This is a genomic window from Nocardioides sp. NBC_00850 (genome assembly GCF_045207335.1).
Classification (GTDB): domain Bacteria; phylum Actinomycetota; class Actinomycetes; order Propionibacteriales; family Nocardioidaceae; genus Nocardioides.
Map to the genome: position 1 here is coordinate 2,090,596 of NZ_CP108845.1, position 25,274 is coordinate 2,115,869.

At 68.9% G+C, this 25,274-nt stretch carries 24 protein-coding genes and 2 tRNA genes; 19 read left to right on the forward strand and 7 right to left on the reverse strand.

Annotation, left to right across the window (positions count from 1 at the left end; genetic code table 11):
* Positions 1-59 precede the first annotated feature (59 nt).
* From OH802_RS10325 to OH802_RS10340, 4 genes are all read left to right on the forward strand, one after another.
* Positions 60-2,111, forward strand: coding sequence for an ATP-dependent DNA helicase UvrD2 (locus OH802_RS10325; RefSeq protein WP_406027560.1), 2,052 nt, complete (start codon positions 60-62; stop codon positions 2,109-2,111).
* A gap of 138 nt (positions 2,112-2,249) precedes the next feature.
* Complete coding sequence (locus OH802_RS10330) at positions 2,250-2,465, forward strand: hypothetical protein (RefSeq protein WP_406027562.1); 216 nt, start codon at positions 2,250-2,252, stop codon at positions 2,463-2,465.
* A 104-nt stretch (positions 2,466-2,569) separates the two neighbouring features.
* Positions 2,570-2,869 (forward strand): WhiB family transcriptional regulator, encoded by a 300-nt coding sequence (locus OH802_RS10335; RefSeq protein WP_141802912.1) that lies wholly within the window; start codon positions 2,570-2,572, stop codon positions 2,867-2,869.
* A 146-nt stretch (positions 2,870-3,015) separates the two neighbouring features.
* Complete coding sequence (locus tag OH802_RS10340) at positions 3,016-3,180, forward strand: hypothetical protein (RefSeq protein WP_229788002.1); 165 nt, start codon at positions 3,016-3,018, stop codon at positions 3,178-3,180.
* A 108-nt stretch (positions 3,181-3,288) separates the two neighbouring features.
* Here OH802_RS10340 and OH802_RS10345 read toward each other — a convergent pair whose 3' ends face one another.
* Positions 3,289-4,935 (reverse strand): GMC oxidoreductase, encoded by a 1,647-nt coding sequence (locus OH802_RS10345; RefSeq protein ID WP_406027565.1) that lies wholly within the window; start codon positions 4,933-4,935, stop codon positions 3,289-3,291.
* Positions 4,936-5,062: 127 nt separating this feature from the next.
* Between OH802_RS10345 and OH802_RS10350 the strand changes: the two genes are divergently transcribed.
* Both OH802_RS10350 and OH802_RS10355 read left to right on the forward strand, forming a co-directional pair.
* The gene (locus OH802_RS10350; RefSeq protein WP_406027567.1) at positions 5,063-6,163 is read left to right on the forward strand and encodes a dihydrodipicolinate reductase; all 1,101 of its coding nucleotides are present in this window, start codon (positions 5,063-5,065) and stop codon (positions 6,161-6,163) included.
* Positions 6,160-6,642, forward strand: coding sequence for a carboxymuconolactone decarboxylase family protein (locus OH802_RS10355; protein ID WP_406027569.1), 483 nt, complete (start codon positions 6,160-6,162; stop codon positions 6,640-6,642). The genes OH802_RS10350 and OH802_RS10355 overlap by 4 nt, the downstream gene beginning before the upstream one ends.
* A 253-nt stretch (positions 6,643-6,895) precedes the next feature.
* On the opposite strand, the gene argS is transcribed toward OH802_RS10355, so the two are convergent.
* The 3 genes from argS to OH802_RS10370 form a co-directional block, all read right to left on the reverse strand.
* On the reverse strand, positions 6,896-8,593 hold the full coding sequence (gene argS, locus OH802_RS10360; protein ID WP_406029274.1) for an arginine--tRNA ligase: 1,698 nt from the start codon (positions 8,591-8,593) through the stop codon (positions 6,896-6,898).
* Between the two features lie 158 nt (positions 8,594-8,751).
* Positions 8,752-9,525 (reverse strand): hypothetical protein, encoded by a 774-nt coding sequence (locus tag OH802_RS10365; protein ID WP_406027571.1) that lies wholly within the window; start codon positions 9,523-9,525, stop codon positions 8,752-8,754.
* A gap of 205 nt (positions 9,526-9,730) precedes the next feature.
* Positions 9,731-9,889, reverse strand: a complete 159-nt coding sequence (locus OH802_RS10370; protein WP_091051197.1) for a DUF5679 domain-containing protein — start codon at positions 9,887-9,889, stop codon at positions 9,731-9,733.
* Between the two features lie 554 nt (positions 9,890-10,443).
* Here OH802_RS10370 and OH802_RS10375 point away from each other — a divergent pair.
* Positions 10,444-11,469 (forward strand): PHP domain-containing protein, encoded by a 1,026-nt coding sequence (locus OH802_RS10375; RefSeq protein WP_406027574.1) that lies wholly within the window; start codon positions 10,444-10,446, stop codon positions 11,467-11,469.
* Positions 11,470-11,480: 11 nt separating this feature from the next.
* Complete coding sequence (locus OH802_RS10380) at positions 11,481-12,035, forward strand: M48 family metallopeptidase (protein ID WP_406027576.1); 555 nt, start codon at positions 11,481-11,483, stop codon at positions 12,033-12,035.
* Here the strand turns inward: OH802_RS10380 and OH802_RS10385 are convergent.
* A complete protein-coding gene (locus OH802_RS10385) occupies positions 11,945-12,595 on the reverse strand; it encodes a dihydrofolate reductase family protein (protein ID WP_406027578.1) in 651 nt (216 codons plus the stop codon). The genes OH802_RS10380 and OH802_RS10385 overlap by 91 nt on opposite strands.
* Before the next feature lie 83 nt (positions 12,596-12,678).
* Between OH802_RS10385 and OH802_RS10390 the strand changes: the two genes are divergently transcribed.
* Positions 12,679-13,542: a helix-turn-helix domain-containing protein gene (locus tag OH802_RS10390; protein ID WP_406027580.1), complete on the forward strand. Its 864-nt coding sequence runs from the start codon at positions 12,679-12,681 to the stop codon at positions 13,540-13,542.
* On the opposite strand, the gene OH802_RS10395 is transcribed toward OH802_RS10390, so the two are convergent.
* Together OH802_RS10395 and OH802_RS10400 are read right to left on the reverse strand one after the other, a co-directional pair.
* Positions 13,539-14,078: an NUDIX hydrolase gene (locus OH802_RS10395; RefSeq protein ID WP_406027582.1), complete on the reverse strand. Its 540-nt coding sequence runs from the start codon at positions 14,076-14,078 to the stop codon at positions 13,539-13,541. The genes OH802_RS10390 and OH802_RS10395 overlap by 4 nt on opposite strands.
* A 79-nt stretch (positions 14,079-14,157) precedes the next feature.
* Complete coding sequence (locus OH802_RS10400; protein ID WP_406027584.1) at positions 14,158-15,492, reverse strand: zinc-dependent metalloprotease; 1,335 nt, start codon at positions 15,490-15,492, stop codon at positions 14,158-14,160.
* A 56-nt stretch (positions 15,493-15,548) separates the two neighbouring features.
* Here OH802_RS10400 and OH802_RS10405 point away from each other — a divergent pair, with 56 nt between their 5' ends.
* The 10 genes from OH802_RS10405 to OH802_RS10450 all read left to right on the forward strand — a co-directional run bounded on the left by OH802_RS10405 (position 15,549) and on the right by OH802_RS10450 (position 25,263).
* On the forward strand, positions 15,549-15,986 hold the full coding sequence (locus tag OH802_RS10405) for a molybdenum cofactor biosynthesis protein MoaE (RefSeq protein WP_406027586.1): 438 nt from the start codon (positions 15,549-15,551) through the stop codon (positions 15,984-15,986).
* Positions 15,987-16,021: 35 nt separating this feature from the next.
* Positions 16,022-16,258 carry a hypothetical protein gene (locus OH802_RS10410; protein WP_160027430.1) on the forward strand — a complete coding sequence of 79 codons (237 nt, stop codon included), beginning with the start codon at positions 16,022-16,024 and terminating at the stop codon, positions 16,256-16,258.
* Positions 16,259-16,291: 33 nt separating this feature from the next.
* A complete protein-coding gene (locus tag OH802_RS10415; RefSeq protein ID WP_406027588.1) occupies positions 16,292-17,338 on the forward strand; it encodes a PDZ domain-containing protein in 1,047 nt (348 codons plus the stop codon).
* Positions 17,335-17,931, forward strand: a complete 597-nt coding sequence (locus tag OH802_RS10420) for a PPA1309 family protein (protein WP_406027590.1) — start codon at positions 17,335-17,337, stop codon at positions 17,929-17,931. The genes OH802_RS10415 and OH802_RS10420 overlap by 4 nt, the downstream gene beginning before the upstream one ends.
* The gene (locus OH802_RS10425) at positions 17,928-20,828 is read left to right on the forward strand and encodes a UPF0182 family protein (protein ID WP_406027592.1); all 2,901 of its coding nucleotides are present in this window, start codon (positions 17,928-17,930) and stop codon (positions 20,826-20,828) included. Before OH802_RS10420 ends, OH802_RS10425 begins: the two co-directional genes overlap by 4 nt.
* 55 nt (positions 20,829-20,883) lie before the next feature.
* Positions 20,884-20,957 (forward strand) — tRNA-Met (locus tag OH802_RS10430).
* 155 nt (positions 20,958-21,112) lie between these two features.
* A tRNA-Met gene (locus OH802_RS10435) sits at positions 21,113-21,186 on the forward strand.
* A gap of 255 nt (positions 21,187-21,441) precedes the next feature.
* Positions 21,442-22,095: a hypothetical protein gene (locus OH802_RS10440; RefSeq protein ID WP_406027594.1), complete on the forward strand. Its 654-nt coding sequence runs from the start codon at positions 21,442-21,444 to the stop codon at positions 22,093-22,095.
* Entirely contained in the window at positions 22,092-23,945 is a 1,854-nt protein-coding gene (locus tag OH802_RS10445; RefSeq protein WP_406027596.1) for a YhgE/Pip family protein, read from the forward strand. Before OH802_RS10440 ends, OH802_RS10445 begins: the two co-directional genes overlap by 4 nt.
* Before the next feature lie 139 nt (positions 23,946-24,084).
* The gene (locus OH802_RS10450; RefSeq protein WP_406027598.1) at positions 24,085-25,263 is read left to right on the forward strand and encodes a mandelate racemase/muconate lactonizing enzyme family protein; all 1,179 of its coding nucleotides are present in this window, start codon (positions 24,085-24,087) and stop codon (positions 25,261-25,263) included.
* The last annotated feature ends 11 nt before the right edge of the window (positions 25,264-25,274 follow it).

Genomic DNA, 25,274 nt, shown 5'->3' on the forward strand with positions numbered 1-25,274 from the left:
AGCCAATAGTCTTGGCCTGCAAGGCATAACGTTCCCACCCCGAGGAGTTCTTCCCGCCCATGACCCCCGAGTCCCTCCTCGCCGCCCTCGACCCTGAGCAACGCCGGGTGGCGGAGGCACTGCGGGGTCCGGTCCGGGTTCTGGCGGGTGCGGGGACCGGCAAGACCCGGGCGATCACCCACCGGATCGCCTACGGCGTCGCCACCGGCGTCTACGCGCCCCCCGAGGTCCTCGCGGTCACCTTCACCACCCGGGCGGCGGGGGAGATGCGGCAGCGGCTGAGGGCGATGGGCGCCGGCGCGGTCCAGGCGCGCACCTTCCACTCCGCGGCCCTGCGCCAGCTGCGGTTCTTCTGGCCGAAGGTCTACGGCACCGAGCTGCCCAACCTGACCGAGTCGAAGATCCCACTCATCCGCGCGGCCGCCCAGCGCCAGCGGATCAACGTCGACCAGGCCCAGGCGCGCGACCTGGCCTCGGAGATCGAGTGGTCGAAGGTCTCCAACGTCCACCCCGACGACTACCCCAAGTCGGCCGAGGCCCGGGGCCGGGAGGTCGGCGGGCTGACGCCGGCGATGGTCGGACACATCTATGCGGCCTACGAGGACGTCAAGCGCACCCAGGCGCGCATGGACATGGAGGACGTACTGCTCCTGACCGCCGGCCTCCTGGAGCACGACGAGCGTGTCGCGGCGCAGGTCAGGCGGCAGTACAAGTGGTTCACCGTCGACGAGTTCCAGGACGTCTCGCCGCTGCAGTCGGCGCTGCTCGACCTGTGGCTGGGCGGGCGCAGCGAGCTCTGCGTCGTCGGCGACCCGGCGCAGACGATCTACACCTTCGCCGGCGCCGACGCCGCCTACCTGCGTGACTTCCCCAAGAAGCACCCCGGCGCCACCTCGGTCGAGCTGGTCCGCAACTACCGCTCCTCGCCGCAGGTCGTGAAGGCCGCCAACAAGATCCTGGAAGGTACGCCGAGCGCCGGTGTCCAGCTGCAGGCGCAGCGCGACTCCGGGCCGGCCGTCGAGCACGTCGAGCAGCCCGACGAGGTCGCCGAGGCGGAGGGCGTCGCCGCCGAGATCCTGCGTCTGCACCAGTCCGGCAAGCCCTACAACGAGATGGCGATCCTGTTCCGGATCAACGCCCAGTCGGAGGCCTACGAGGACGCGCTCACCGCGCGCCGGATCCCGTACGTCCTGCGCGGCGCCGCCAGATTCTTCGACCGGCCCGAGGTCCGCGAGGCGGTGACCCGGATCCGCGGTGCGGCGCGAGGCGGCCAGGGTGCGGTGATCGGTGACGAGCTGCTGGAGTCGGTCCACGGGATCCTGGCCGGGATGGGCTGGACCTCCGAGCCGCCCGAGGGGCGGGGACAGACCCGCGACCGCTGGGAGTCGTGGCAGGCGCTGATCGACCAGGCGCGCACCTTCTCCGCCGCCGGCGGCGACCTGGCCGGACTCGTCGCCGAGCTCGACCGCCGTGCGGCCGAACAGCACGCACCGGTCCCGTCGGGAGTGACCTTGGCGACCTTCCACGCCGCCAAGGGCCTGGAGTGGGACTCGGTGTTCCTGGTCGGCCTCCAGGACGGCACGATGCCGTTCATCCTCCGTGGCGAGGAGCCGACCCCGGCCGAGATCGAGGAGGAGCGGCGGCTGCTCTACGTCGGCCTCACCCGGGCGCGGGTGGACCTGACCCTGTCCTGGTCGCTGGCGCGCCAGCCGGGCCAGGCCGCGCGGCGCAGGCCGTCGCGGTTCCTCGACCCGTTGCGGCCGACTCGGTCCGCGGTGCCGACGCGGCGCCCCGGCTCCGGGAAGGCGCGGATGTGCAACGCCTGCGGCGGGCCGCTCGGCTCGGCGGCCGAGAAGCGGACGGGGCGTCACGAGGGCTGCGACGCGCCTTACGACGAGGAGCTCTACGGCCGGCTGAAGCAGTGGCGCAAGGAGACCGCCGAGGCGATCCGCAAGCCGGCGTTCGTGGTCTTCACCGACGCGACCCTGGAGCAGATCGCCGAGCAGAAGCCGGGCACCCTCCAGGATCTGCAGCGCATCGCCGGCATCGGCCGCAGCAAGGTGGAGACGTACGGCTCGGAAGTCCTTGATGTGATCGCCGCGGACGCCTGAAAACCCTTCAAAGAAATTCCTCGAAATCAACCGGTTTAATCGTTTGCGGCAGACCTGCCCGGCCGGTTACTGTTCTTTCATCAAGTAAAGCCGCGCGCCGTTGAGGCGTGCCCGACAGCCCCGAAGGAGGTGGCCCCGATGAAGCTCAACATGATTCAGACGCCGATCAATGGCATCGCCATGTCCGCGTGCGGCCACCCCGAGCTGTCCAGCCCGACCTGGGCCACCCCGGCTGCCGGTGCCTTTATGGGCGCCGGTTACGGCACGCGCGTCGAGGGACTCGTGTCCCCGCAGGCGGATGCCATCAAGGTCAAGTCCCACGGGATTCGAGCCTGGAGCTGTCCGACTACGTAGAACCACGTAGTCACAGCAGCCTCCAGGCCGCGGAACCCGAAACCCGGGATCCGCGGCCTTTCTGTTTCTCAAAACCCGCGATCAGTCACAAAGGAGGTGTACATATGACCAGCATTCTCGAGCCCGAGGTCACTCTCGGCGTTCTCCATGACCGCGCCAACCGCTACGACGAGGACCAGCTGCCCTGCCGGGTCAACAACCCGGAGCTGTGGTTCGCCGAGTCTCCTGCCGACGTCGAGTTCGCCAAGGCACTCTGCGCGACCTGCCCCGTGCAGCCGCTCTGCCTCGCCAGCGCCCTCGACCGGCGTGAGCCCTGGGGCGTCTGGGGCGGCCAGCTGCTCCTGCAGGGGAAGGTGATCCCCCGCAAGCGGCCCCGTGGCCGGCCCCGCAAGGACGCCGCCTGATCAACCCGAACATCATCAACACCTAGCCGTTTCAACGACGAAGGGCGACAGCTATGAACACGATCGTGATGACCATGGGCGCCGGAGCCCGCTGACCAGCAGGAGAACAAACAGACATGAACACCAACCGAGTACGGAGCACTCAGATGAACTTGCTTTACGAAGACCTGGCGCGCGCGCAAATGTCCGCGCGCCTGGGAGAGGCGCGTGAACTGCGGCGAGGCCATGCCCTCGTCAAGGCCGCTCGCCTGGGCCGCAAGGCCGAGCGAGCCGCCGTCCAGGCGAAGCTGGCTCTTGCCCGCGCGCTGTAAGTCCCCGATGGGACCCCAGACCTCACCCCTCTGATCGCGGGTGTGGAAGATGACCGGCCAGTCCGAGAAACCCTCGGACTGGCCGGTCCTATGTTCGCCCCGATCCGATCAGAGGTCGGTGGCGATGATCCTCTCGATGTTCCGCTCCGCGAGGGCGGTGATCGTGACGAACGGGTTGACGCTCGTGTTGCCCGGAATGAGCGAACCGTCGATGACGTAGAGACCGTTGTAACCGTGCAGCCGGCCGTAGTTGTCGGTCGCCTTGTTCAGGACGGCGCCGCCCAGGGGGTGGTAGGTCAGGTGGTCGCCCCAGATCTTGTTCGTGCCGAACAGGTCGGTCCGGTAGATCGTCCCTTCCGTTCTGTTGATCTTGTCGAAGATGGTCTTCGCCATCGTGATGGAGTCCTGCTTCCACGCGGTCTGCCACGACAGGTCGACCTTGCCAGTGGCCGAGTTGTAGCTGAACGCCGCCCGGCGCTGGGTCTTGGTGATCGCGAGATAGAAGGACGCGAACGTCTCGAGACCGGCAGGCAGTGGCGCAACCTCTGCGAAGGCGCCGCCGGCGTCCCAGTTGTCGATGCCTGAGCACGGGATCGTCGACTGCACGTCACCGGTCGCGTCCCACATGTGGTTGGCCCGCCCGACCATCACGTTGCCGTTGTCGCCCCATCCCTGGCCGACGTCGCCGTTGAGCGCGGGCAGCGCGCCGGTCGCCTTGAGCTTCACCAGCAGCTTGCTCGTGCCGACGCTGCCGGCCGCGAAGAACACCTTGCCCGCGTTGATCGTCTTCGTCGCCACCACATCGCCGGCGGTGTTGATCTGCTCCAGGACGACGTCGTACCCACCCGCTGCCGCGGGCCGGACCGAGGTGGCCCGGTGCAGAGAGGAGATGGTGACCTTCCCGGTGGCGGCCGCCTGAGCGAGGTACGTCTTCGGCAGCGTCTTCTTGCCGTAGTTGTTCCCGTAGATGACCTCCTGGGCCAGCGCCGACTTCGGCACGCTGCCGTTGTCCTCGGCCATCATGTAGTTCCAGTCGTACACGTCCGAGACGAACGTCCACGCGAAGCCCGAGCGCTGAGCATGCTTCCGGCCGACGCGTGAGTATTGGTAGTAGGAGGTCCGTTCGAACCAGTCGGGGTCGACGGAGCCGACGCCGAGGGCGGCGTTGGCGCGCGGGTAGTAGGTGGAGTACATCTCCGCGGCATCCACCGAGGGCAGGATGGCTCCGAAGTTCTCGCGCTTCGGGGTGACGGCCATGCCTCCGTTGACGAGCGAGCCGCCACCGACGCCGCGTCCCTGGTAGACGGAGATCCCGGCGAAGTCCTCGGCGTCCAGGATGCCGGCATGCTTGGTGATGTCCTTGTCGATGGGGAACCCGAGGAAGTTGCTGAGCGGCTGCTTGGTTCGGGTGCGCATCCAGAAGGCGCGGTGATCTGGGCTGGTGATCTTCGGATGGATCTTGCCGTCGGACCCGGGGGCCACCGTGGCCCAGTCCTGGCCCATCTCGACCATGTGGACGTTGATGCCGGCCTGAGCCAGCCTCAGGGCCGCGACGGAGCCGCCGTAGCCGGTGCCGATGACCAGCACCGGGACCTGCGCGCCGTTGCCGATCGACGACGCCGCAGCTGATGCCCATGTCGGGCTGGCTCCGAATGCTCCTCCCAGCATCCCGACACCAGCCAGTGAACCCGCGCCGAGCACGAACCCTCGGCGTGACAGGCCCCGCGACCTGTCCTCTCGTGGTGTGTTGCTCAAGATGACCTCCCTTTTCATCACTGATTGCTAGAACATGTTCTAGTATGCCGGTGGGGGTGTCACAGGTTCGCAACATTCACGCAATCCGGCAAGGCAAACCAACAGGGCAACCGGCAAGGGAGATCGCATGGTCAGCGCATGCGTTTGGGGCACGGGAAACATCGGTCGACTCGCCATCCGCGCGGTCGACGCACATCCACGACTCGAGCTGACGAGCGTGCTCGTCCACGACCCCGACAAGGTCGGCCGGGACGCGGGCGACCTCGCGGAGCTCGGCCGTGATCTCGGCGTCGCCGCCACCGACGACATCGAGTCGGTGCTCGCGACGCGTCCGCAGGCGGTGGTGTACGCAGCATCGGGCGACATCCGTCCGGACGAGGCTCTCGCCGACATCGTGCGAGCTCTCGGAACCGGGGCCGTGGTGGTCACGCCAGCCCTCTACGCGCTCTACGACCAGCGCAACGCTCCGCCGGAGATGCGCGAGCCGGTGCTGGCCGCGATCGCCGAGGGCGGCGGGTCCCTCTTCGTCTCCGGTGTCGACCCCGGGTGGGGCAACGACGTCCTGCCGCTGCTGGTCAGCGGCCTGGGCAGCACCGTGGACGTCGTCCGGTGCCAGGAGATCTTCGACTACTCCACCTACGACCAGCCGGACTCCGTCCGCTATCTCGTCGGGATGGGTCAGCCGATGGACTACGACGCCCCGATGCTGGCGGAGACCGTCCCGACGATGGTGTGGGGCGGCCAGGTCCGGCTCCTGGCCCGGGGCCTCGAGGTCGAGCTCGACGAGATCCGGGAGACCGTCGAGCGGCTGCCGCTGGACGAGACCGTGACCACCGCGTCGATGGGCGAGTTCGAGAAGGGCACTCAGGGCGCGGTGCGCTTCGAGGTCCAGGGGATCGTCGCCGGGGAGCCGCTCATCGTCGTCGAGCACGTCACCCGCATCCATCCCTCCTGTGCCCCGCACTGGCCGACGCCACCCGACGGCGACGGCGCCCACCGGGTGATCATCGAGGGCGACCCGAGGATCGAGGTGACGGTCGAGGCGACCGACAAGTCCGGCAACCGGGCGGCGGGCGGCAACGCCACCGCGGTCGGACGGCTCGTCGGCGCGATCGAATGGCTCGTCGACTCCGCCCCCGGCCTCTACGACGCGCTCGACGTACCGCTGCGTCCGGCGACCGGCAAGCTCGGCGCGGCCAAGGCCGCCCAGGAAGGTGTGACCGCATGATCGTCGACGTCCCCGACGGGCGGGATCCGATCGAGTACGTCTGGGGCGAGATGGTCCCCGGTATCGGTCCGGCGGCCGCCGGCCTCTCGCTCGCGGTCTACGAGCACACCACGCTCGGGCTCCGCGAGTTCGAGGCCGCCCGGTTGCGGATCGCGCAGATCAACGGCTGCGTCTTCTGCCTCGACTGGCGCACCGAACGAGACGGGGAGAAGGTCGAGGAGTCGTTCGCCGAGGCGGTCGAGCAGTGGCGTACGACCGACGCGTTCGACGACCGCACCCGGCTCGCGGCCGAGTTCGCCGAACGCTACGCGATCGACCATCACGGCATCGACCAGGACTTCTGGGATCGGATGTCGACCCACTACACCGATGCCGAGATCGTCGAGCTGAGCATGTGCCTCGGCTCGTGGCTGGCGTTCGGCCGTCTCAACCACGTTCTGGGCCTCGACACCGCCTGTGTCCTGCCATCCCGGAGGTAACACGGCGCTGACATTCAGGTGATGCAGAATTTCGGTGTTGCACCCTCTGAACCGCAGGATTTCGACCTATCGTTGAGACATGAAGACCTGCGATTTCTGCGGATGCTACGAGGCCGACCCCAACCGCCTCCTCGCGTGGACCACCGCGGTTGAGCGTGGGCGTTCGAAGTCGTTCTGCGAGGCCTGCTCGCGACGTCACGTGCGCTCCATGGAAGCCAAGCTCGACTCCGACTGGTGGGCCTGAGCACCACGCTCACATCCTCTGCGGCGCCTCGATCCCGAGGAGCCTGAGTCCCTCTGACAGCACTCGCCGGGTCGCCTCGCACAATGCGAGCCGGGTCTGCCTGACCTCACCCTCCGCCTTGAGCACCGGACAGTTCTCGTAGAACGCCGTCATGGCGGTCGCCAGGCCATAGAGGTACGCGGTCAGGTGATGCGGCTCCAAGGTGTCGGCGACCTTGGCGACCACCGGGGCGAAGCCGGTCAGATCCAGCGCCAGCCGCTGCTCTGCCGGGTGGGACGGGGTGCCGATGGCGTACGTCTGTTGCGGAGCCTGCGCGAGGATGCTGCACACCCGGGCATGGGCGTACTGCAGATACGGGCCGGTCTCGCCGGTGGTGGCCGACGTCCGGGCGAGGTCGAAGACGTAGTCGCGGGCGAGGTTGTTGGAGAGGTCGGCGTACTTCACCGCGGCGTTGGCCACGGCGCGTACGACCTCGGGGCCGGCGTAGCTGGCCGCGGCGGCCTCCTCGGCGGCGTCCAGCAGCGCGGTCAGCGAGACCGTCTCGCCCGAGCGGGTCTTGAACGGCCGGCCGTCGGGGCCGAGCACGGTGCCGAAGCCGATGTGCTGGACCTCCACCGAGTCGGGCAGCCAGCCGGCGGCGCGGGCGACGGCGAAGACCATCTCGAAGTGCTGGCTCTGCCGGTGGTCGACGATGTAGACGATCCGGTCCACGGCCAGGTCGTCGACCCGGTGCCGGATCGTGGCGAGGTCGGTGGCGGCGTACCCGAACCCACCGTCGGCCTTCCGCACGATCAGCGGCAGCGGCGCGCCGTCGCGGCCGGTGAAGCCGTCGGGGTAGACGACCTGGGCGCCGGCCGACTCGGTCAGCAGACCCGATGCCCGAAGGTCGTCGACGACGCCCGGAAGCTGCGGGTTGTAGCGGCTCTCGCCGTCGAAGTCGTCATCGGTCAGGAGTACGCCGAGCCGGCTGTAGGTGGCCTCGAACTCGGCCATCGAGGCGTCGACGAGCGCCTGCCAGAGCGCGAGGGTGGTCGGCTCGCCGGACTGGAGCGCGACCACCCGCTGCCGGGCGGTGCCGGCGAAACCCGGATTGTCGTCGAAGCGAGCCTTGGCCCGCTGGTAGAGCGCGAGCAGCTCGGTCATGTCCAGGTCGGCGACGGTCGCCGGGTCGGTGAGACCCTCGCCGAGCAGTTCCTCGACCAGCATGCCGAACTGAGTGCCCCAGTCGCCGAGGTGGTTCTGCCGTACGACCTCGTGGCCGGCGTAGGCCAGCACCCTGGCCAGGGAGTCGCCGATGACCGTGGAGCGCAGGTGGCCGACATGCATCGGCTTGGCGACGTTGGGGGAGGAGTAGTCGACGACGACCCGCTTCGGGCTCTCCGGGGCGGGTACGCCCAGGTGGGGGTGGGTCAGGAGGTCGCCGACGACCGCGCCGAGGACGTCGGCGGACCAGGCGAGGTTGAGGAACCCGGCGCCGGCCAGCTCGAGGGTGCCGAGCTGGCCGAGGCGATGTATCGAGCTTGTCGAGATGTCGACGGCGTCGATGAGGCGGGCGCCGATCTCCCGCGGCGGCAGGCCGAGCGGACCGGCCAGCCGCAGCGGAAGGTTGGACTGGAGGTGGCCGAACTCGGGCCGGGTGGCCGGCCGCAGCTCGGGATCGATATCGGCGTAGGCGTCGCCGAAGCAGGCGACGACGGCGTCCTGCAGGTATGCGGACAGGGCAAGAGTGTGCTCGTGCACGAGAGTGGTCCTAGGAGGTGAAGCGGGCGGGCTGACGCGAGGGCGGGGTCAGAGACCCATGCCTCGTCGTCGCAGCGCGCTCTTCGTGACCATGTCCGCAAGGGTGCCGGAGGCGTCGGCGCAGGTCAAGCCGGTTCGCCCGCCCCCGTCCCAGCCGAGGCGATCAGGTCCCAGGCGCAGCCGCAGTAGGGATGACGCAGCCAAGAGCGGACGGTGGGCGCGTCGTCACGGGTGAGGACCACCGACGCCGACCACGAAGCGGGGGTGCGTCCGGCGAGGTATGTGCGGGCGTCGCGTACGGCCCAGGAGAGCGCGAGCGACTGCAGCAGCGCGTCGCTCGGCACCTCGTTGCCGACGAGCTGGCTCACGACCACGGCCCTCCGCTCGTCCTCCTCGGCGAGCGTCGCGTCGACGCAGCGTAGGCATGCGGTGACGCCGGGTACGACCAGCGGGCCCACCGTCCAGGTGTCGGGACCGCTCTCGACGACGAGGTGTGCCCGGCCCTCGCGCACCAGCTCGTCTGCTCGTTCGCGGTCCAGCGGTCCCTCGGAGAGGAGCACGACGATGTCCGGGATGCTCGGCGTTGCCTGGGCCGGTCCGATCAGCGCCCGTGCCGCCGAGAGCAGGGCAGGCGGACCGTCGAAGCCCATCCGTGGTGACGGCTCGCCGCCGTCCGCGTCCATCAGCAGGCCCGCGTTGCCCAGTTGCTGCATCGCGTGCCGCCCGGGCAGGTGGTCGGGCTCGACCGCCCGGCCGGCGGCGAGGTCGGTCAGCAGGCGGCGTACCTCCACGCCGTCCTGCACGATCGCCCGCCGCGGCGGGTCGATGCCGATCTGGAGTCGGGTCTCATCACGTCGTACGGCCACATACCCCGGCCGAATCCGGTAGCGCGTGCTCATGCCGGGGAGTCTCACATCGCCCCAGGATTCCTGCAGCAACAATCCACAGGGCCTGTGGATAACTTGCCGAGACGTCACGCGCGTCGGCCGAATTGGCACTCGGATGACGCTTCGGCCGACGGGGCTGACGCCTCGGCAAAACGTGGCAGCGGCGCCGCCGGACATGCCGGGGACGCCGCCGCGTGAACTCAGGATGAGCTGAGCGTCAGGCCTTACCGAGGATGCGGTTGAGGTTGGTGCTGCAGACGGGGCAGACGGCCTTGGCCATCTTGGTGCCCTTGTCGTTCACCCGGATCTCACCGGTTGCCTCGCGCTTCTCCTTGCACTTCACGCAGTAGAACTCGCCGCTCCAGGTCTCCGCCATGACGGCCTCCTTGCCTATATGTAACTGGTCGTCGCGACGGGGTTGTCAGGGAAGCCCGTCGGAAGCTCGTCATGACGAGCCAACTCGACCCTACGACACGCGGCGCTTCCTGCGGCAACACGGGCTATCAAGCGAGTGTCGGCGTGTTGGCGTCATACCGGGGGATTCGGGGCTTTCGAGGACGCATCGAAGGTCTGTCGAAGGCGCTCGCCGGGGTCGCGGAGGCCACCCAGAACTGGAGGGACCCCCGGTGCCTGGATCGTCCTTCGCCTTCCCCTTGCGAAGGCCGTCCGGCGGCGCCGGGGGTCCCACTGACATCGAACTTAAAGAGGATGTGGGAGCGCGTCAACGTCCCACTCCGCGTTGCTTGTGGACAAGATGTGGACAACCCCGCTTTGCTTGGGGACAGCCGGTGGAAGACACGCGCTTTTCTGTGAGTAACCAAATGACCGGAAGGAGAATATTCGGTTGAATCAGGACCTTGACCTGGGAAAAGCATTCTCCACCGGTTGTGGAGGCAAAAATAGTTGGAGGAAGATTTGGTAGGCGAGCCGTTGTCCCCCGTCGCAGCGCTGCGTCGGATCGCATTCCTGCTCGAGCGCGGGCGCGAGGACACCTACAAGGTGAAGGCGTTCCGCGCCGCGGCAGCAGCGATCCTGCCCCTCTCCGAGGAGGACGTACGCCGCCGGGCGGCCGAGGGCACCCTGACCGAGCTGAGCGGGGTCGGGGCGAGCACGGCCAAGGTCATCACCGAGGCCGCGCGCGGCGAGATTCCGCAGCGGCTGCTGGAGACCGAGCGCGTCCACGGCGGTCCGCTGACCGCTGCCGGAGCGGGGGAGAGGCTGCGGAGCAGGCTCCGCGGCGACCTGCACAGCCACTCCGACTGGTCCGACGGCGGGTCGCCGATCGAGGAGATGGCCTTCACCGCGATCGAGCTGGGCCATGAGTACCTCGTGCTCACCGACCACAGCCCGCGGCTGACGATCGCCAACGGTCTCAGCGCCGCCCGCCTGGAGCGCCAGCTCGGCGTCGTCGACGCGGTCAACGACCACCTCGCCGGACACGGTTTCACCCTGCTGAAGGGGATCGAGGTCGACATCCTCGACGACGGCAGCCTCGACCAGAGTGACGAGATGCTCGCCAAGCTCCAGCTGCGGGTCGCCAGCGTCCACTCCAAGCTCAAGATGGAGAAGGAGCAGATGACGAAGCGGATGGTCACGGCGGTCTCGACGACACGGATGAACGTGCTCGGTCACTGCACCGGCCGGCTGGTCACCGGAAACCGCGGCACCCGGCCCGGCAGCCAGTTCGACGCCCGCAAGGTCTTCGAGGCCTGCGCCGAGCACGAGGTCGCGGTCGAGATCAACTCCCGGCCCGAGCGGAGAGACCCGCCGACCAAGCTCCTCGAGCTCGCCCGCGACGCCGGTTGCCTCTTCTCGATCGACTCGGACGCACACGCTCCGGGGCAGCTCGACTTCCTCGTCCTAGGGTGCGAACGAGCCGAAACGGCGGGTATCGAAGAGGAACGGATCATCAACACCTGGCCTCGGGATCGCCTGCTGGCCTGGGCGAACAGGTAGTTTCTTGACCTATGGACGGCCCGGAGATCGAGGTGCGACGCAGCAAGCGGCGTCGGCGTACGGTCTCTGCCTACCGTGACGGCGACCGCATCATCGTGATGATCCCGGCCGCGATGTCCCAGCGCGAGGAGGCCGAGTGGGTCGAGCAGATGGTCGCCCGCCTGGAGAAGGCCGAACGGCGTCGCAAGCCCAGCGACGATGATCTGATGCGGCGATCGGCCGCGCTGAGCGACCAGTACTTCGGCGGCCTGGCCAAGCCCGACTCCGTGCGCTGGGTCGACAACCAGAACAGCCGCTGGGGCTCGTGCACCCCCGGCGACCGCTCGATCCGGCTCAGCGACCGGCTCCGCGGCATGCCGAGCTGGGTCGTCGACTACGTCCTCGTCCACGAGCTCGCCCACCTCTTCGAGGCAAAACACAACGAGGCGTTCTGGGCGTGGGTCGACCGCTATCCCCAGGCCGAGCGTGCCAAGGGCTACCTGGCGGGCTGGTCCGCAGCCGCCAAGCTCCCCGCCCCTCCGGGCGAGGAGGACGACGATGTCGAAGGGGTCGAAGAGATCGACTGACCCACGGCGTAGGTGAGCGCGACCGTGCCGAGACTCGTCGAGGCGATGTCCTCGAGCCGGAGCGAGCACGGAAGCGGCAGTTCGCCGAAGAGTCGCTTGCCGGTGCCGAGCAGCAACGGATGCACGAACAGCCGCAGCTCGTCGACGAGCCCGGCGCTCATCAGCTGACGGACGAGATCACCGCTGCCGAGCGCGACGATGGTCCCCTGCCCCTCGGTCTTGAGAGCGGCGACCGCCTCGACGACGTCTCCCTCGAGCACGCTCGCACCCCTCCAGGCCAGGTCGTCGAGCGTGCGGGTCGCGACGTGCTTCGGGGCGGAGTTGAGGCTCGCCGCCATCGGGTTGGTGTCGGGCTGGGTCGGCCAGAACTCCGCCATCTTCTGGTAGGTCCGCCGTCCCATGACGTACGCCGAGGTCTGCGCGCCGATGTCGGGGGAGAGGACCTCCCCGAGCGCGGCGCCGTACGGCGCGCCCCACCCGCCGTGCTCGAATCCACCGTCTCGGTCCTCGTCGGGGGAGCCCAGTCCCTGCATCACTCCGTCGACGCTCAAGAACTCCACGATCGCCAGTTTTCGCATGACAACAGCCTGCGCCCTGCTCGAATCGGCTGGCTTGAACGAAATCGACCGGCGATCATCGATACATGACGGGCGTGACCCGCGAGGTCGTACGACTGCCCACCCACCCTGGGCTGCAGGGTCTGGTGGCGGGCATCGTGGGCTTCCGCGAGCAGTCGGCAGTGCCGCTCGAGCGGCGCCAGCCCGCAGGCACCCTGCTGCCGCTGGTCCTCTCCTTCGGGGACCCGTTCGAGATCGTCGAGGTCGCCGCGGGGGAGGGCGCCGGGACGTACGGCTCGTTCCTCTCCGGCTTCATGCCCGGGCCGGTCTCGACCAGGTCCGGGCGTAGCCATGCGTGCGTGCAGGTCTATCTGACGCCGCTCGGCGTCTCCCGGCTGCTCGGTGTCCCGGGCCAGGAGGTGGCCGGCAGGGTGATCGCGGCCGAGGACCTGATCCCCCAGTTCGGGGCGTCCTTCACGGAGCGGCTCGCAGCGGCCGGCACCTGGCGACCGAGGCTCGACCTGGTCGAGTCCGCGCTGCTGGCACGGGCCGGTGGTTCGGCCGGCGATCCGGCCGACCCGCTGGTGTCGTGGCTGTGGGACCGGATCACCGAGTCCGGAGGTCAGGTGCGTATCCGGGACCTCGTGGCCGAGACCGGATGGAGCCACCGGTACGTCACGACCTGCTTCCAACGCGCCGTCGGGCTCACCCCGAAGGCAGCTGCCGGCGTCGTACGTTTCGAGCGCGCCGCCGCCGACATCTCGACAAGCTCGATACATCGCCTCGGCACGCTGCCCGTCGCCGAGGTTGCCGCCCGTCACGGCTACGCAGACCAGAGCCATCTGACCCGCGACGTCGTCAGGTACGCCGGTGAACCGCCCGCCGCGCTCGCCGCCAGCCGCCGTCCGACCGCCCACACGGCGCTCGGCACGCGCCCGGGCCGGCGCTAGAAGCGAGCCTGGGCGAGCTTGATGAGCTCGATCATCTCCGGCTCGGGATCGGGGATTCCGTCGACCGGCCACCAACGTACGTCCAGCGACTCCTCGCTCACCTCCGGTACCGCACCGGAGGGAGCGACGGCCATGAAGCGTACGTCGAGGTGGTGGACATCCCCGGACGGAGCGCAGAAGGGCACCGGGTGCTCGGAGAGCTGCACCAGCCCGGGCAGCGGCACCAGGTCAGGCACCCCGGACTCCTCACGCAGCTCGCGGGCGGCAGCCGCCCACAGGGTCGGGTCGTCCTGTTCGAGATGGCCACCGAACTGGAACCAGCGCCGTGCCTTGCGGTGGTGGGTCAGCAGCACCGCGGAGCCGTCGTCGGAGAGCACCACGCACGAGGCCGTCAGGTGGTCCGGGACACACGACTTGAAGACCCCGGTGGGCTCGGCCTCGAGATGGGAGACATAGCGCTGCCGCAGGGCCTCCTGGGAAGAAGACGGCGCCTCCCACGCCCGCAGAGCCGCGAGCGCGTCAACGTGCAGGCTCACGCCGCCACATCCGTTGCGCAAGCGCCAGGGTACGGACGCGGCGGCGTGTTGTTTTCGTGGTTCGCTCGCTGGCGCTCGCTCACTCGTCAGCGTCTCCGCCGAGCAGCTTCTTGAGCTCGGCGTCGAAGTCGATCGAGTCGACATCGGGAGCGTCGGCGCCCTCGCGGAAGCCGAGCGGGTCGTCGAGGTCGGCCGAGGTGGGCAGCAGCGCCGGGGACATCCAGACGCCGTCGCGGGCCTCGATGCCCTGCCGGGTGCGCAGCGAGCCCCACAGCGCGGCCGCGTCCCGCAGCCGTCGTGGCCGGAGGTCGAGGCCGACCAGGGTCGCGAAGGTCTGCTCGGCCGGACCGCCGGCAGCCCGGCGGCGGCGTACGGCCTCCTGCAGCTGCGCCGCGACCGGCATCCTCTCGGCGGTGGCGAGGGCGACGACCTCGTCGACCCAGCCCTCCACGAGCGCCAGCACGATCTCGAGCCGCTCCAGCGCAGCCTTCTGCGCGGGCGAGTCGGGCACCTCGAACATGCCTTCCTCGAACATGTTCTGCAGCTGGGAGGGGTCCTGCATGGCGGAGAGGTCCAGGCCACGCATCTGCTCCTCGATGCGCTGCTGCATGGCCTCCATGTTGAGCTCGACGCCGCGCGCGTAGTCGGTCACGGCCGTGACCACGTGGTCACGCAGCCACGGCACGCCGGCGAAGAGCCGCTGGTGGGCGGCCTCGCGCAGGGCCAGGAAGAGCAGCACGTCGTCGGTGCTGACGCCCAGGCCCTCGGCGAAGGGCTCGACGTTGACCGGCAGCAGCGCGGCCTGACCGGGCTCGGTCAGCGGGATGCCGATGTCGGAGACGGAGATGACCTCGCCGGCGAGGTGACCGAGGCCGGTGCCGGCCTGGTTCGCGTACAACGCGCCCATCGCCTTGCCGACGAACCCGATCATCGGACCCATCTGGGCCTTCATGTCCTCGGGGAGCTGGCCGCTCATGGCGGCCGCGGTCGAGGCCGCGACCGGCTCGATCAGCGGCTTCCACGCGTCCAGGGTGTTGACCAACCACTCGGCCTTCGACCAGGCCGTGGCGGACTTCACGCCGGAGGGGAACGACGTGGTCTCCTCCAACCAGTGGTCGGCCAGCTGGATCGCGTCGGCGACCGCGTCCTTCTGCTTCTGCGAAGGCGTCGGGTCGGGCGTGGACGCGGCGACCTTGCGGGCGAGGTCCATCGCGACGTCCCAGTTCAGCGGGCCGTCATAGGGCTGTAGCAGCGACTGGATCTGACCGAAGATCTGGCTCAGGTCAGGCATGCCGCCGGGGCCTCCGCCGACGCCGCCGATGGGAAAACCACCGAAGAACGCTTCAAAGGGCGTGCCCTTGAAGGGGTTCTCCGGCTCCTCCGGCTCGTCGGGGCCACCTGGGGTCTGACTCATGCGTCCAGCCTACGCGGTTACGGAAGCCCGCTGTCAGCAAGCACTACGCTGTTCCCATGGCTGAACCGAAGAATGGCGCCGTCAAGCTTCTCGACATCCGGGAGACCCCACTCGATGTCACCGAGGTGCTGGCCGCACTCGACGACGACGCTTCCGGCGGGGTGACGCTCTTCGTCGGCCGCGTACGTGACCACGACGGGGGCAAGGGTGTGATCGGCCTCGACTACCAGGCCCATCCGACCGCCCTCGCCCGCCTCGCGGATGTCGCCGAGAAGGTGGCCGCCGACCACGGCGTCGCGGGTGTCGCCGCCGTCCACCGCACCGGTCACCTCGACATCGGCGACATCGCCGTCATCGTGGCCACCGCCTCCGGCCACCGTGGCGAGGCCTTCGCCGCCTCCCGCGATCTCATCGACACCCTCAAGGCCGAGGTGCCGATCTGGAAGCACCAGGTCTTCACCGACGGCACAGACGAGTGGGTCGGCGCGCCCTGATGCGCAGCATTGGCGCCACCAAATAGGCTGCGTACGTGGACATCCTGCTCTGGCTCGTACCGTCTGCGGTCATCACCGTGCTGGCGATGGCCTGGGTCGCGTTCCTCGGACGTGAGGGACGCGAGCAGGACCGCGAAGAGGTCGTACGCCGCCTCGGGATCGCGCTCGAGAAGGAGAAGACGCGCGAGCGCTCGAGAAGGTACGCAGCGCCTCAGCCGCCGCCCGACAGGTCGACCGGAGTCGCGGTCCGTGTCAACCGCGATGCCTCTTAGGGTGCACTTGGTCTTGAATGAGAAGGTGACGCTATGACACAGCGCACCCTGGCCGGTCTTGTCGCCCTGCCGCTCGTGGTTGCCCTGATCGTGATCGCCTGGGTCGTTCCGCTGCCTTTCACGATCTACAGCCCCGGGCCGACGGTGAACGTCCTGGGCGAGTTCGACGGCAAGGACATCGTCCAGGTCGAGGGCCACAAGAGCTACCGCGACAAGGGGCAGCTGCGGATGACCACGGTCTCCGAGACCACCCGCGAGGCAAGGCTCGGGCTCTGGACCCTGCTCGGCGCATGGATGAGCGACACCGAGGCGGTCTACCCGCGCGAGGTCGCCTACCCCGACCAGGGCACCGTCGAGGACGACCGTGAGGCCGGGCAGGTGCAGATGGCCAGCGCCCAGGACGCGGCGATCGCCGCGGCGTTCACCAAGCTCGGTGAGGACGTCGACGAGGTCTCGGTCGCCGAGGTGACCAAGGACGCGCCGGCTGCCGGCAAGCTGAAGGCCGACGACGTGGTCACCAAGGTCGGCGACAAGGCGGTCGACACCCCCGAAGAGGTCGTCGCCGAGGTGCAGAAGGTCGAGCCCGGTGACCCGGTCGAGCTGACCGTCGAGCGCAAGGGCAAGACGCTCACCGAGACCATCAAGACCGGCGAGAAGGACGGCAAGGCCTTCATCGGCGTCTCGCTGGGAGCGACCTACGAGTTCCCCTACGACGTCAAGATCACCCTCGACCCGGCCATCGGCGGACCGAGCGCCGGGCTGATGATGGCGCTCTCGGTCTACGACACCCTCACCGAGGGGCCGCTGACCGGCGAGAAGAAGATCGCCGGCACCGGCACGATCGACGGTGACGGCAACGTCGGCCCGATCGGCGGGATCCAGCAGAAGATCCCGGGTGCGGCCTCGGACGGGGCCGAGCTCTTCCTGGTGCCCGCCGGCAACTGCCAAGACGTCGAGGGCGCCGAGAACGGTGACATGCGCCTGACCCGTGTGGAGACTCTCGACGACGCCGTCAAGGCGATCGAAACCTGGACCGAGGACCCGAATGCCAAGCTGCCGACCTGTGGGAGCACGAAGTGAACGACACCCCTGAGCCCACGCCTGAGCTCAGCCGCGGTCTCGACCTGGAGACCGACCCCGCCCTGGCCGCGGCCGTCCTCGAGATCGAGGCCCACGTCGCCGGCGAGGGCTGGGACGGACCGGCGAGGCTCTTCGCGCTGGTCGACACCGCCGCGCTCGTCGAGGCCGAGCCCGCGCTCGCCACGATGATGGGCCTGGACGCTCCCGATCAGGACGGGTCGCTGACCCCGATCGAGCAGGACCAGGTGCCGGTGACGACCCAGCTGGAGGAGGTCCTCCAGACGACCGCCTGGCCCGCCGGGGTCACCGGCTGCGCGGCGGTCGTCGAGCGCCTCGTGCTGCCGCCCGACGCCGACGGCAAGATCCCCGATGACGCCGAGGCGGCCGCGGAGTTCGCCAAGGCGCACCCCGACCGGCAAGAGGTACGCATCGTCGCCGGCGCGACACGTGCTGGTGCTACGTACTGTGCTCTCCGGTTGAAGGCGCACGACGACGATCAGTCGGTCATCGGCGGCGTCGACCTGGTCCCCGAGCTCCTCGAACTGCTGCGTGTCACTCTTGAGGAGAACCCAGACAGCGAGGCTGACGCATGAGTCTGTTCGACGACGACGATCCGGCGCAGGCACCGGCGCGCACCCAGAGCACCGGCCGCAACCGATGGCTGGCGATCTCGGCCGTCTCGGTCATCGTGCTCTTCTTCGGCGTCAGTGCCTTCGCGGCGATCTACACCGACGCGCTGTGGTACGACGCGATCGACTTCAGCAGCGTCTTCGGCACGGTCTTCTGGACGCGGACGGCACTCTTCGTCATCTTCTTCGTGCTGATGGCGATCATGATCGGGCTGCCCGCGGCGCTCGCCTACCGCACCCGTCCCTACTTCCACCCGGCCGACGACATCGGTGGCCTGGACCGCTACCGCGACGCGATCGCCCCGATCCGCACCTGGCTCTTGGTCGGCGTCGCTGGTGTATCCGGGATCTTCGCCGGCTTCTCCGGCGCCGGCCAGTGGCGTACGTATCTGATGTGGCGCCACGGGCGCGACTTCGACAAGACCGATGAGTTCTTCGGCAAGGACATCGGCTTCTACGTCTTCGACCTGCCGTGGTGGCACTACCTGGTCAACTTCGCGCTGACCGGGCTGATCCTCGGCACCATCGGCGCGATGATCGTGCACTACGTCTACGGCGGCATCCGGCTCACCGCGCAGCGCGACCGGTTCACCCGCTCGGCGCAGATCCAGCTCAGCGCCATGCTCGGGCTGATCCTGCTGGTCAAGGGGCTCGACTACTGGGTCGACCGCTACGACCTGGTCAACGGCTCCGGGCCCCGACTGGACGGGATGACCTACACCGACGAGCACGCGGTGCTCCCGGCCAACCAGATCCTGCTCGGGATCGCGGTGATCTGCGGCGTGCTGTTCATCCTCAACATGTGGCGGCGCAGCTGGCAGCTGCCCTCGATCGCGATCTCGCTGTTCGCGATCTCGGTGCTGCTGATCGGGATGATCTGGCCCGCGGTCGTGCAGGGCTTCCAGGTCCGGCCTAGCGAGCAGGACAAGGAGAAGCCCTACCTGGCGGCCAACATCAAGGCCACCCAGGACGCCTACGGCATCGCCAAGGACGACCTCGAGGTGACCGAGTACACCTCGCAGGCCGAGGCCGACGGAGCCTCGCCCGAGCAGCTCGACGAGACCGCTTCCTCGCTGCCGATCGTCGACCCCGCGGTCGTCCACCGCGAGTTCGAGCAGGTCCAGCAGGGTCGCTCCTACTACTCGGTGCACGAGCCGCTGGACATCTCCACCTATGAGGTCGGCGGCAAGGAGCGGGCGGTCGTGCTCGGCGTACGCGAGCTCAACCAGGCCGGCATCTCCGACTCCGACCGCACCTGGACCAACCTGCACACGGTCTACACCCACTCCAACGGAGTGATCGCCTCCTACGCCAACATGCGCGGCGCCGACGACAAGACCGAGTCGAACCAGATGCAGTGGGCAGAGGGCGACCGCACCGGCCAGCACGACCTGACCTCGGGCCAGGGCAAGTTCCAGGACAAGGTCTACTTCGGCGAGGACTCGCCGGAGTACTCGATCGTCGGCAAGGCCGGCAAGGGCAACCCGGTCGAGCTCGACTACAACTCCGAGGACGGCGAGACCAGGACGACGTACGAGGGCGCCGGCGGTGTCCCGATCGGCTCCAACTTCCGCCAGCTGATGTACGCCATCCAGTTCGGCTCCACGAACTTCCTGCTCTCCTCGCGCGTGAACGAGAACTCCGAGATCCTCTACGACCGCTCTCCGAAGGAGCGGGTGCAGAAGGTGGCGCCGTGGCTGACCCTCGACGACGACGTCTACCCGGTCGTCGTCGGTGGGCGGATCCAGTGGGTGGTCGACGGCTACACGACCACCGACCGCTACCCGCAGGCCGCGCGTGACTCGTTCGCCTCGATGACCGACGACGCCACCCAGACCTCGACCGGGGTGCAGACGCTGCCGACCGACGAGATCAACTACATGCGCAACGCGGTGAAGGCGACCGTGGATGCGTACGACGGCACGGTCACCCTCTACGAGTGGGACGAGTCGGACCCGATCCTGCAGACGTGGGAGGCGGCCTTCCCCGGCACCGTGATGCCGAAGTCGTCGGTCCCGAAGGAGCTGATGGAGCACCTTCGCTACCCCGAGGACCTCTACAAGGTGCAGCGCTACCAGCTGGCGCGCTACCACGTCTCCGACCCGGATGTCTTCTTCTCCGGCAACGAGCGCTGGGCCGTACCCGAGGACCCGAACGACGACAACCACCAGCAGACGCCCTACCGGATGTTCCTCGACGACGGCTCCGGCACCGCACGCTGGTCGCTGACGTCCGCCTTCGTGCCCTACAACCGTCCCAACCTGGCGGCGATGATGTCCGTGGACTCGGACGCCACCTCGGAGAACTACGGGAAGATCCGGATCACCACCGGCTTCCCCGACGACACCCAGGGTCCGGGCATGGTCTCCAACGAGTTCCGTACGGACAAGGCGATCGCCGACGAGGTCGCCTCGTTCAACCGTTCCGGCTCGGCGCCGGTGTGGGGCCAGGTCGTCACCTACCCGACGGCGAAGAACGGCATCCTGTACGTCGAGCCGATCTACGCCCGCCGGGCGACCGCCTCGACCTCGGGCTATGCCCAGCTGGCCTTTGTGCTGGTCTCCTACGACGGACGGGTCGGCTACGGCTCCACGCTGAGCGATGCCCTCGAGGTCGCGCTGACCGGGGCCGCGCCGACGCCTCCGACGGCATCCGACCCCGACGAGGAGCCAGCCGAGACCACACCGCCTCCCTCCGGTGACTCACCGGGCGAGGTCGGCCAGCTCCTCGAGGACGCACGTGCCCTGTTCGCCCAGGCCGACGAGGCCGGCAAGTCCGGCGACTACGCCGAGCGCGAGCGCCTCATCGCCGAGGCTCAGGACAAGGTCGACCAGGCCGCCGAGCTCATCTCCGGAGGCTGAGGGACACCTCCGATTAGGGGTTCGTTTCCCCTCGCGTGTAATGTTCTTCTTGCGACGCGGGGTGGAGCAGCTCGGTAGCTCGCTGGGCTCATAACCCAGAGGTCACAGGTTCAAATCCTGTCCCCGCTACTCCAAGACGAAGGCCCGGACCGAAAGGTCCGGGCCTTCGTGATTTCAGCTCCGACCTGCGTCCGCTCATCCGTAGCGCCGGCGTCGGGCTGGACGAGACCCAGGCGCCGCAGATTGGGGTTCGGGTCAGTTCGCGGGTAATGTTGTTCTTGCGACGCGGGGTGGAGCAGCTCGGTAGCTCGCTGGGCTCATAACCCAGAGGTCACAGGTTCAAATCCTGTCCCCGCTACTCCAAAGAAGAAGCCCGGACCATCAGGTCCGGGCTTCTTCGATTTCAAGGCTGCGTGGTTCGGCGGCTACGAGCAACGGCCGCTGATCTCGTAGGTGATGTCGCCGCTGGAAGAGCCGCTCGTGCCTCGCTGGGAGGAGAAGTACCTCCGTTCGCGTCGTACGGCTGAAATCACGGTACGACGTTCTCGGTGCGGCTGCGACGGGATCGTTGTGCCTGACGTTCTTTGCCGACATTTGGTGACAGGGTTTGGCCATGAGCGAGGACGCGGTCGAAGAGGAGAAGACGAGGCTGCGAGCCCTCGGCGTACGTGTTCGGCAGGGGGCTCGGGACCTGCTCCCGACGACGTCGTTGACGCTGCGCGGGGGAGAGGTCGCGGTGGCTGTCGGCCCGCCGGGAGGTGGGCACACATCGCTGGCTCTGGCGCTCGCCGGGCGGCTCCGGCTCGACGCGGGCAGGGTGGAGTTGGACGGTGACGCGTCGCCTCGGGTCCTGCAGGCCGCGGTGGCGCTGGTCGACGTGCCGGGGGTCTCCGAGCCGGACGAGATGGTGCCGTTCCGCACGATCCTCGGCGAGGAGCTCGCCATGGCGAAGCACAAGCCGAGCGCGGCGGCCATCGACGGCTGGCTGGGGGAGTACGACCTTGCGACCGGCACCACCACGGAGGCGGTCCCGCCGGTCCCGCGCCTGGAGATCCTGGCGCGGATGGCGCTGCTGCGGCCAGGCACCCGCTTCCTCGTCCTCACCTACCCCGAACGCCTCGGCCTGCCGGTCGCACAGTGGCTGGACATCGCCAACGACCTCGCCGACTCCGAGAGTCGGCCCGGCGTCCTGGTCACCGCGAGTCGTGCCGTCACCATCCCCGCCGGCGTGCGTACGTTCACCATCGGTCCGACGGAGGAAGCATGAACTCGCTGCGTATCGCCCTGACCGAGCTGCGCCGGATCACGGCCGGGCGGCTGGCGAAGCTCGTCATCGTGGCGCTCGTCCTCGTCCCCACGCTCTACGCCGGGCTCTACCTCTACGCCAACCACGATCCGTACGCTCACTTCGATGAGCTCCCGGCGGCACTCATCGTGGAGGACACCGGGGCCACCACGACCGACGGTACGAAGATCGACGCCGGGCGCGATGTCGCCGACAAGCTCCTGAAGTCGGGCGACTTCGACTGGTCGGAGGTCTCCGCGGCCACGGCGGAGAAGGACATCCGGCAGGGCGACTATTACTTCGCCCTGCGGATCCCAGAGGGGTTCTCCCGGACGCTGACCGGCGCGGAGCGGCTCGACCCGAAGCAGGCGCAGATCCAGGTCATCACCAACGACGCCAACTCCTACCTGTCCACCACGATCGCGACCAACGTCACCGACAAGGTCCGCGACGCCATCGCCAGCGAGGTCTCCGAGCAGGCCGCGGCCAACTTCCTGCTCGGCATCTCCGACCTCCGTTCGGGTCTGGTGAAGGCCGCCGACGGCGCCGCGAAGCTGGAGAAGGGTGCGGGCACGCTGCGCGACGGAGCCGGGAAGCTGGCCACCGGAGCCGGCGACCTCGAGAACGGCCTGAACACCATCGAGGGCAAGGTCACCGACCTGCCCAGCAAGACGCGCGAGCTCGCCACCGGCGCCCGCAAGGTCGCCGACGGGAACGGCGAGATCGCCGCCACCGGACAGCGGGCCGCGACCGCAGTCGACGACGCCGTCGCCGCCTACGAGTCGAACCGGGACGACCTCGACGCCCGGCTCCAGGCGCAGGGGCTCGACGAGCAGCAGCGAGCCGAGGTGCTGGCGATCTACGACCGCGGCTCCGCCCCTCTCGACCGCGTCGACCAGCGCGTCGGCGACGTCTCCGGCCAGCTCGACCAGCTCGCCACCGGTGCGGACCAGGTGGCAGACGGCAACGAGCAGCTGGCTGACGCGATGCCCGATCTCGTCGCCGGGATCTCCTCGGCTGCTGATGGTGCGGGCGAGCTCAGCACCGGAGCGACCAAGCTGCGTGACGGTGCCGCTCAGCTCGCCACCGGCGCCGGCGACCTGAAGAAGGGGCTGCAGGACGGCGCCGCGCAGGCACCCGCCACCAACGAGGAGCTGCGCGACCAGATCGCCTCGACCATCGCCGACCCGGTCGCCATCGACTCGGTCTCCGAGGCGAAGGCGTCCTCCTACGGTGCCGGGCTGGCGCCGTTCTTCCTCGCTCTGGGCGCGTGGATCGGCGGGTACGTCCTCTTCCTGCTCGTCCGGCCGATCTCGACCCGCGCGCTGGCCGCCAACCAGACCCCGCTGCGGGTGGCCCTGGGAGGCTGGCTCACCCCGGCGCTCATCGGTGCCGCACAGATGGCCGTCGTGCTCGTGGTCGTCGGACTCGCCGTCGACATCACCCCGGTGAACTGGTTGGGTACGTTCGGATTCCTGCTGCTCACCTCCGCGACCTTCATCGCGATCGTGCACATGCTCAACGCGCTCCTCGGGGCCCCGGGCCAGTTCCTCGGCCTGGTCCTGATGGTCGTCCAGCTCGTCACTGCGGGCGGAACGTTCCCCTGGCAGACCATTCCCGAGCCGCTGCACTGGCTCCACCACGTACTGCCGATGAGCTACGCGGTCGACGGGCTTCGCCAGCTGATGTACGGCGGGCTCTCCGGGCGGGTCGTCGCCGACGCCCTCGTCCTGGCCGCCTTCCTCGTCGGCGCACTGCTGCTGACCAGCTACGGTGCCCGCCGGCAACGGGTCTGGACGCCCAAGCGGGTGCGTCCGGAGATCGCCATCTGACCGTCAGTGCCCATCGATCACCGGTGCTCCCTGAGCACCGGTGATCACTTCTGCCTGCAGACAGCATACAGTTGACAACAGACAAATGATGTCTGATGATTCACGGACTCCATGAAAGAGTTAAAGGGGCCGCCGAACCATGCGCATCACGGGCTATCGCACGCTGACGACCGTGCACGACTGGGGTCGTCCCATCGGCGACGTCAACGGCGCCGTCGGATCGGGCAAGACGGCCGTTCCGATCGTCGTGCTCACCACCGACTCGGGACTCGAGGGCATCGGCCTCGGCCACCACCAGGGCCTCGACGTCGTCTTCCCCGCACTCGAGGGCGAGGACCCGATTGCCGTGCAGGCGCTCTACGACCGGATGCTGTCGTGGGTCTTCAAGTCCGGGCACGGCGGTGCGGTGTTCGGGGCGATCGGCGCACTCGACATGGCGCTGTGGGATCTCAAGGCCAAGGCGGCCGGCCAACCGCTGTGGCGCCTGCTCGGCGGGCGCGACCGGGTCGTGCCGGCGTACGCCTCCGGCTTGGACGGGCCGCTGACCGACGACGAGCTGGCCGCCCTCCAGACCCGGTTCGCCGACCGTGGCTTCACGGCCGTCAAGATCAAGGGCGGGCTCGACGTCGAAGCCGACCTGCGGCGCCTCCACCTGGTCAGCGACGTCTTCCACGACCGGACGGGTGCCGCGCCGGCGCTGATGCTCGACGCCAACGAGTCCTGGTCGCGCAAGGAGGCGGTACGCCACATCGGCCGCCTCGAGGAGTCGGTCGACCTCGCCTGGGTCGAGGAGCCGGTGCGCCGGTGGGACGTCGACGGCCTGACTCGCGTCTCCCAGTCGGTGCGTGCGGCCGTCGCGACCGGGGAGAACCTCACCGGGCTCGAGCAGTTCCGGCCGCTGCTGCAGGCCAACGCGGTCGACGTCGTGCAGACCGGCAGCGTCTGGGGGATCAGCCACTTCCTGCGCGTGGCCGCCCTCGCGCTGGCCTTCGACCTGCCGGTGAGCCCGGTCGGCTACAACGCCAATCCGATCGCCCACGCGGCCACGGTCGTCCCCAACCACCTCTCCCTGGAGGTGCAGGACCTGCAGCTGCCCTTCGGCATCGAGTCCGACCAGGAGATCGAGGACGGGCACCTGGTGCTCGGCGACCTCCCCGGCCTCGGCCTGGTCGTCGACGAGGCGGCGATCGAGCACATGAACGAGGCCGCCGACTGGGGACGCCACGGCGGACCCCACGTACGTCCGGAGCGGGCCGGTCGCAGGCTCGTACGCAAACCCTCACTTCACCCGCGCCCCCAGGGCCCCGCCGCACGCTGACCTGCCCCACA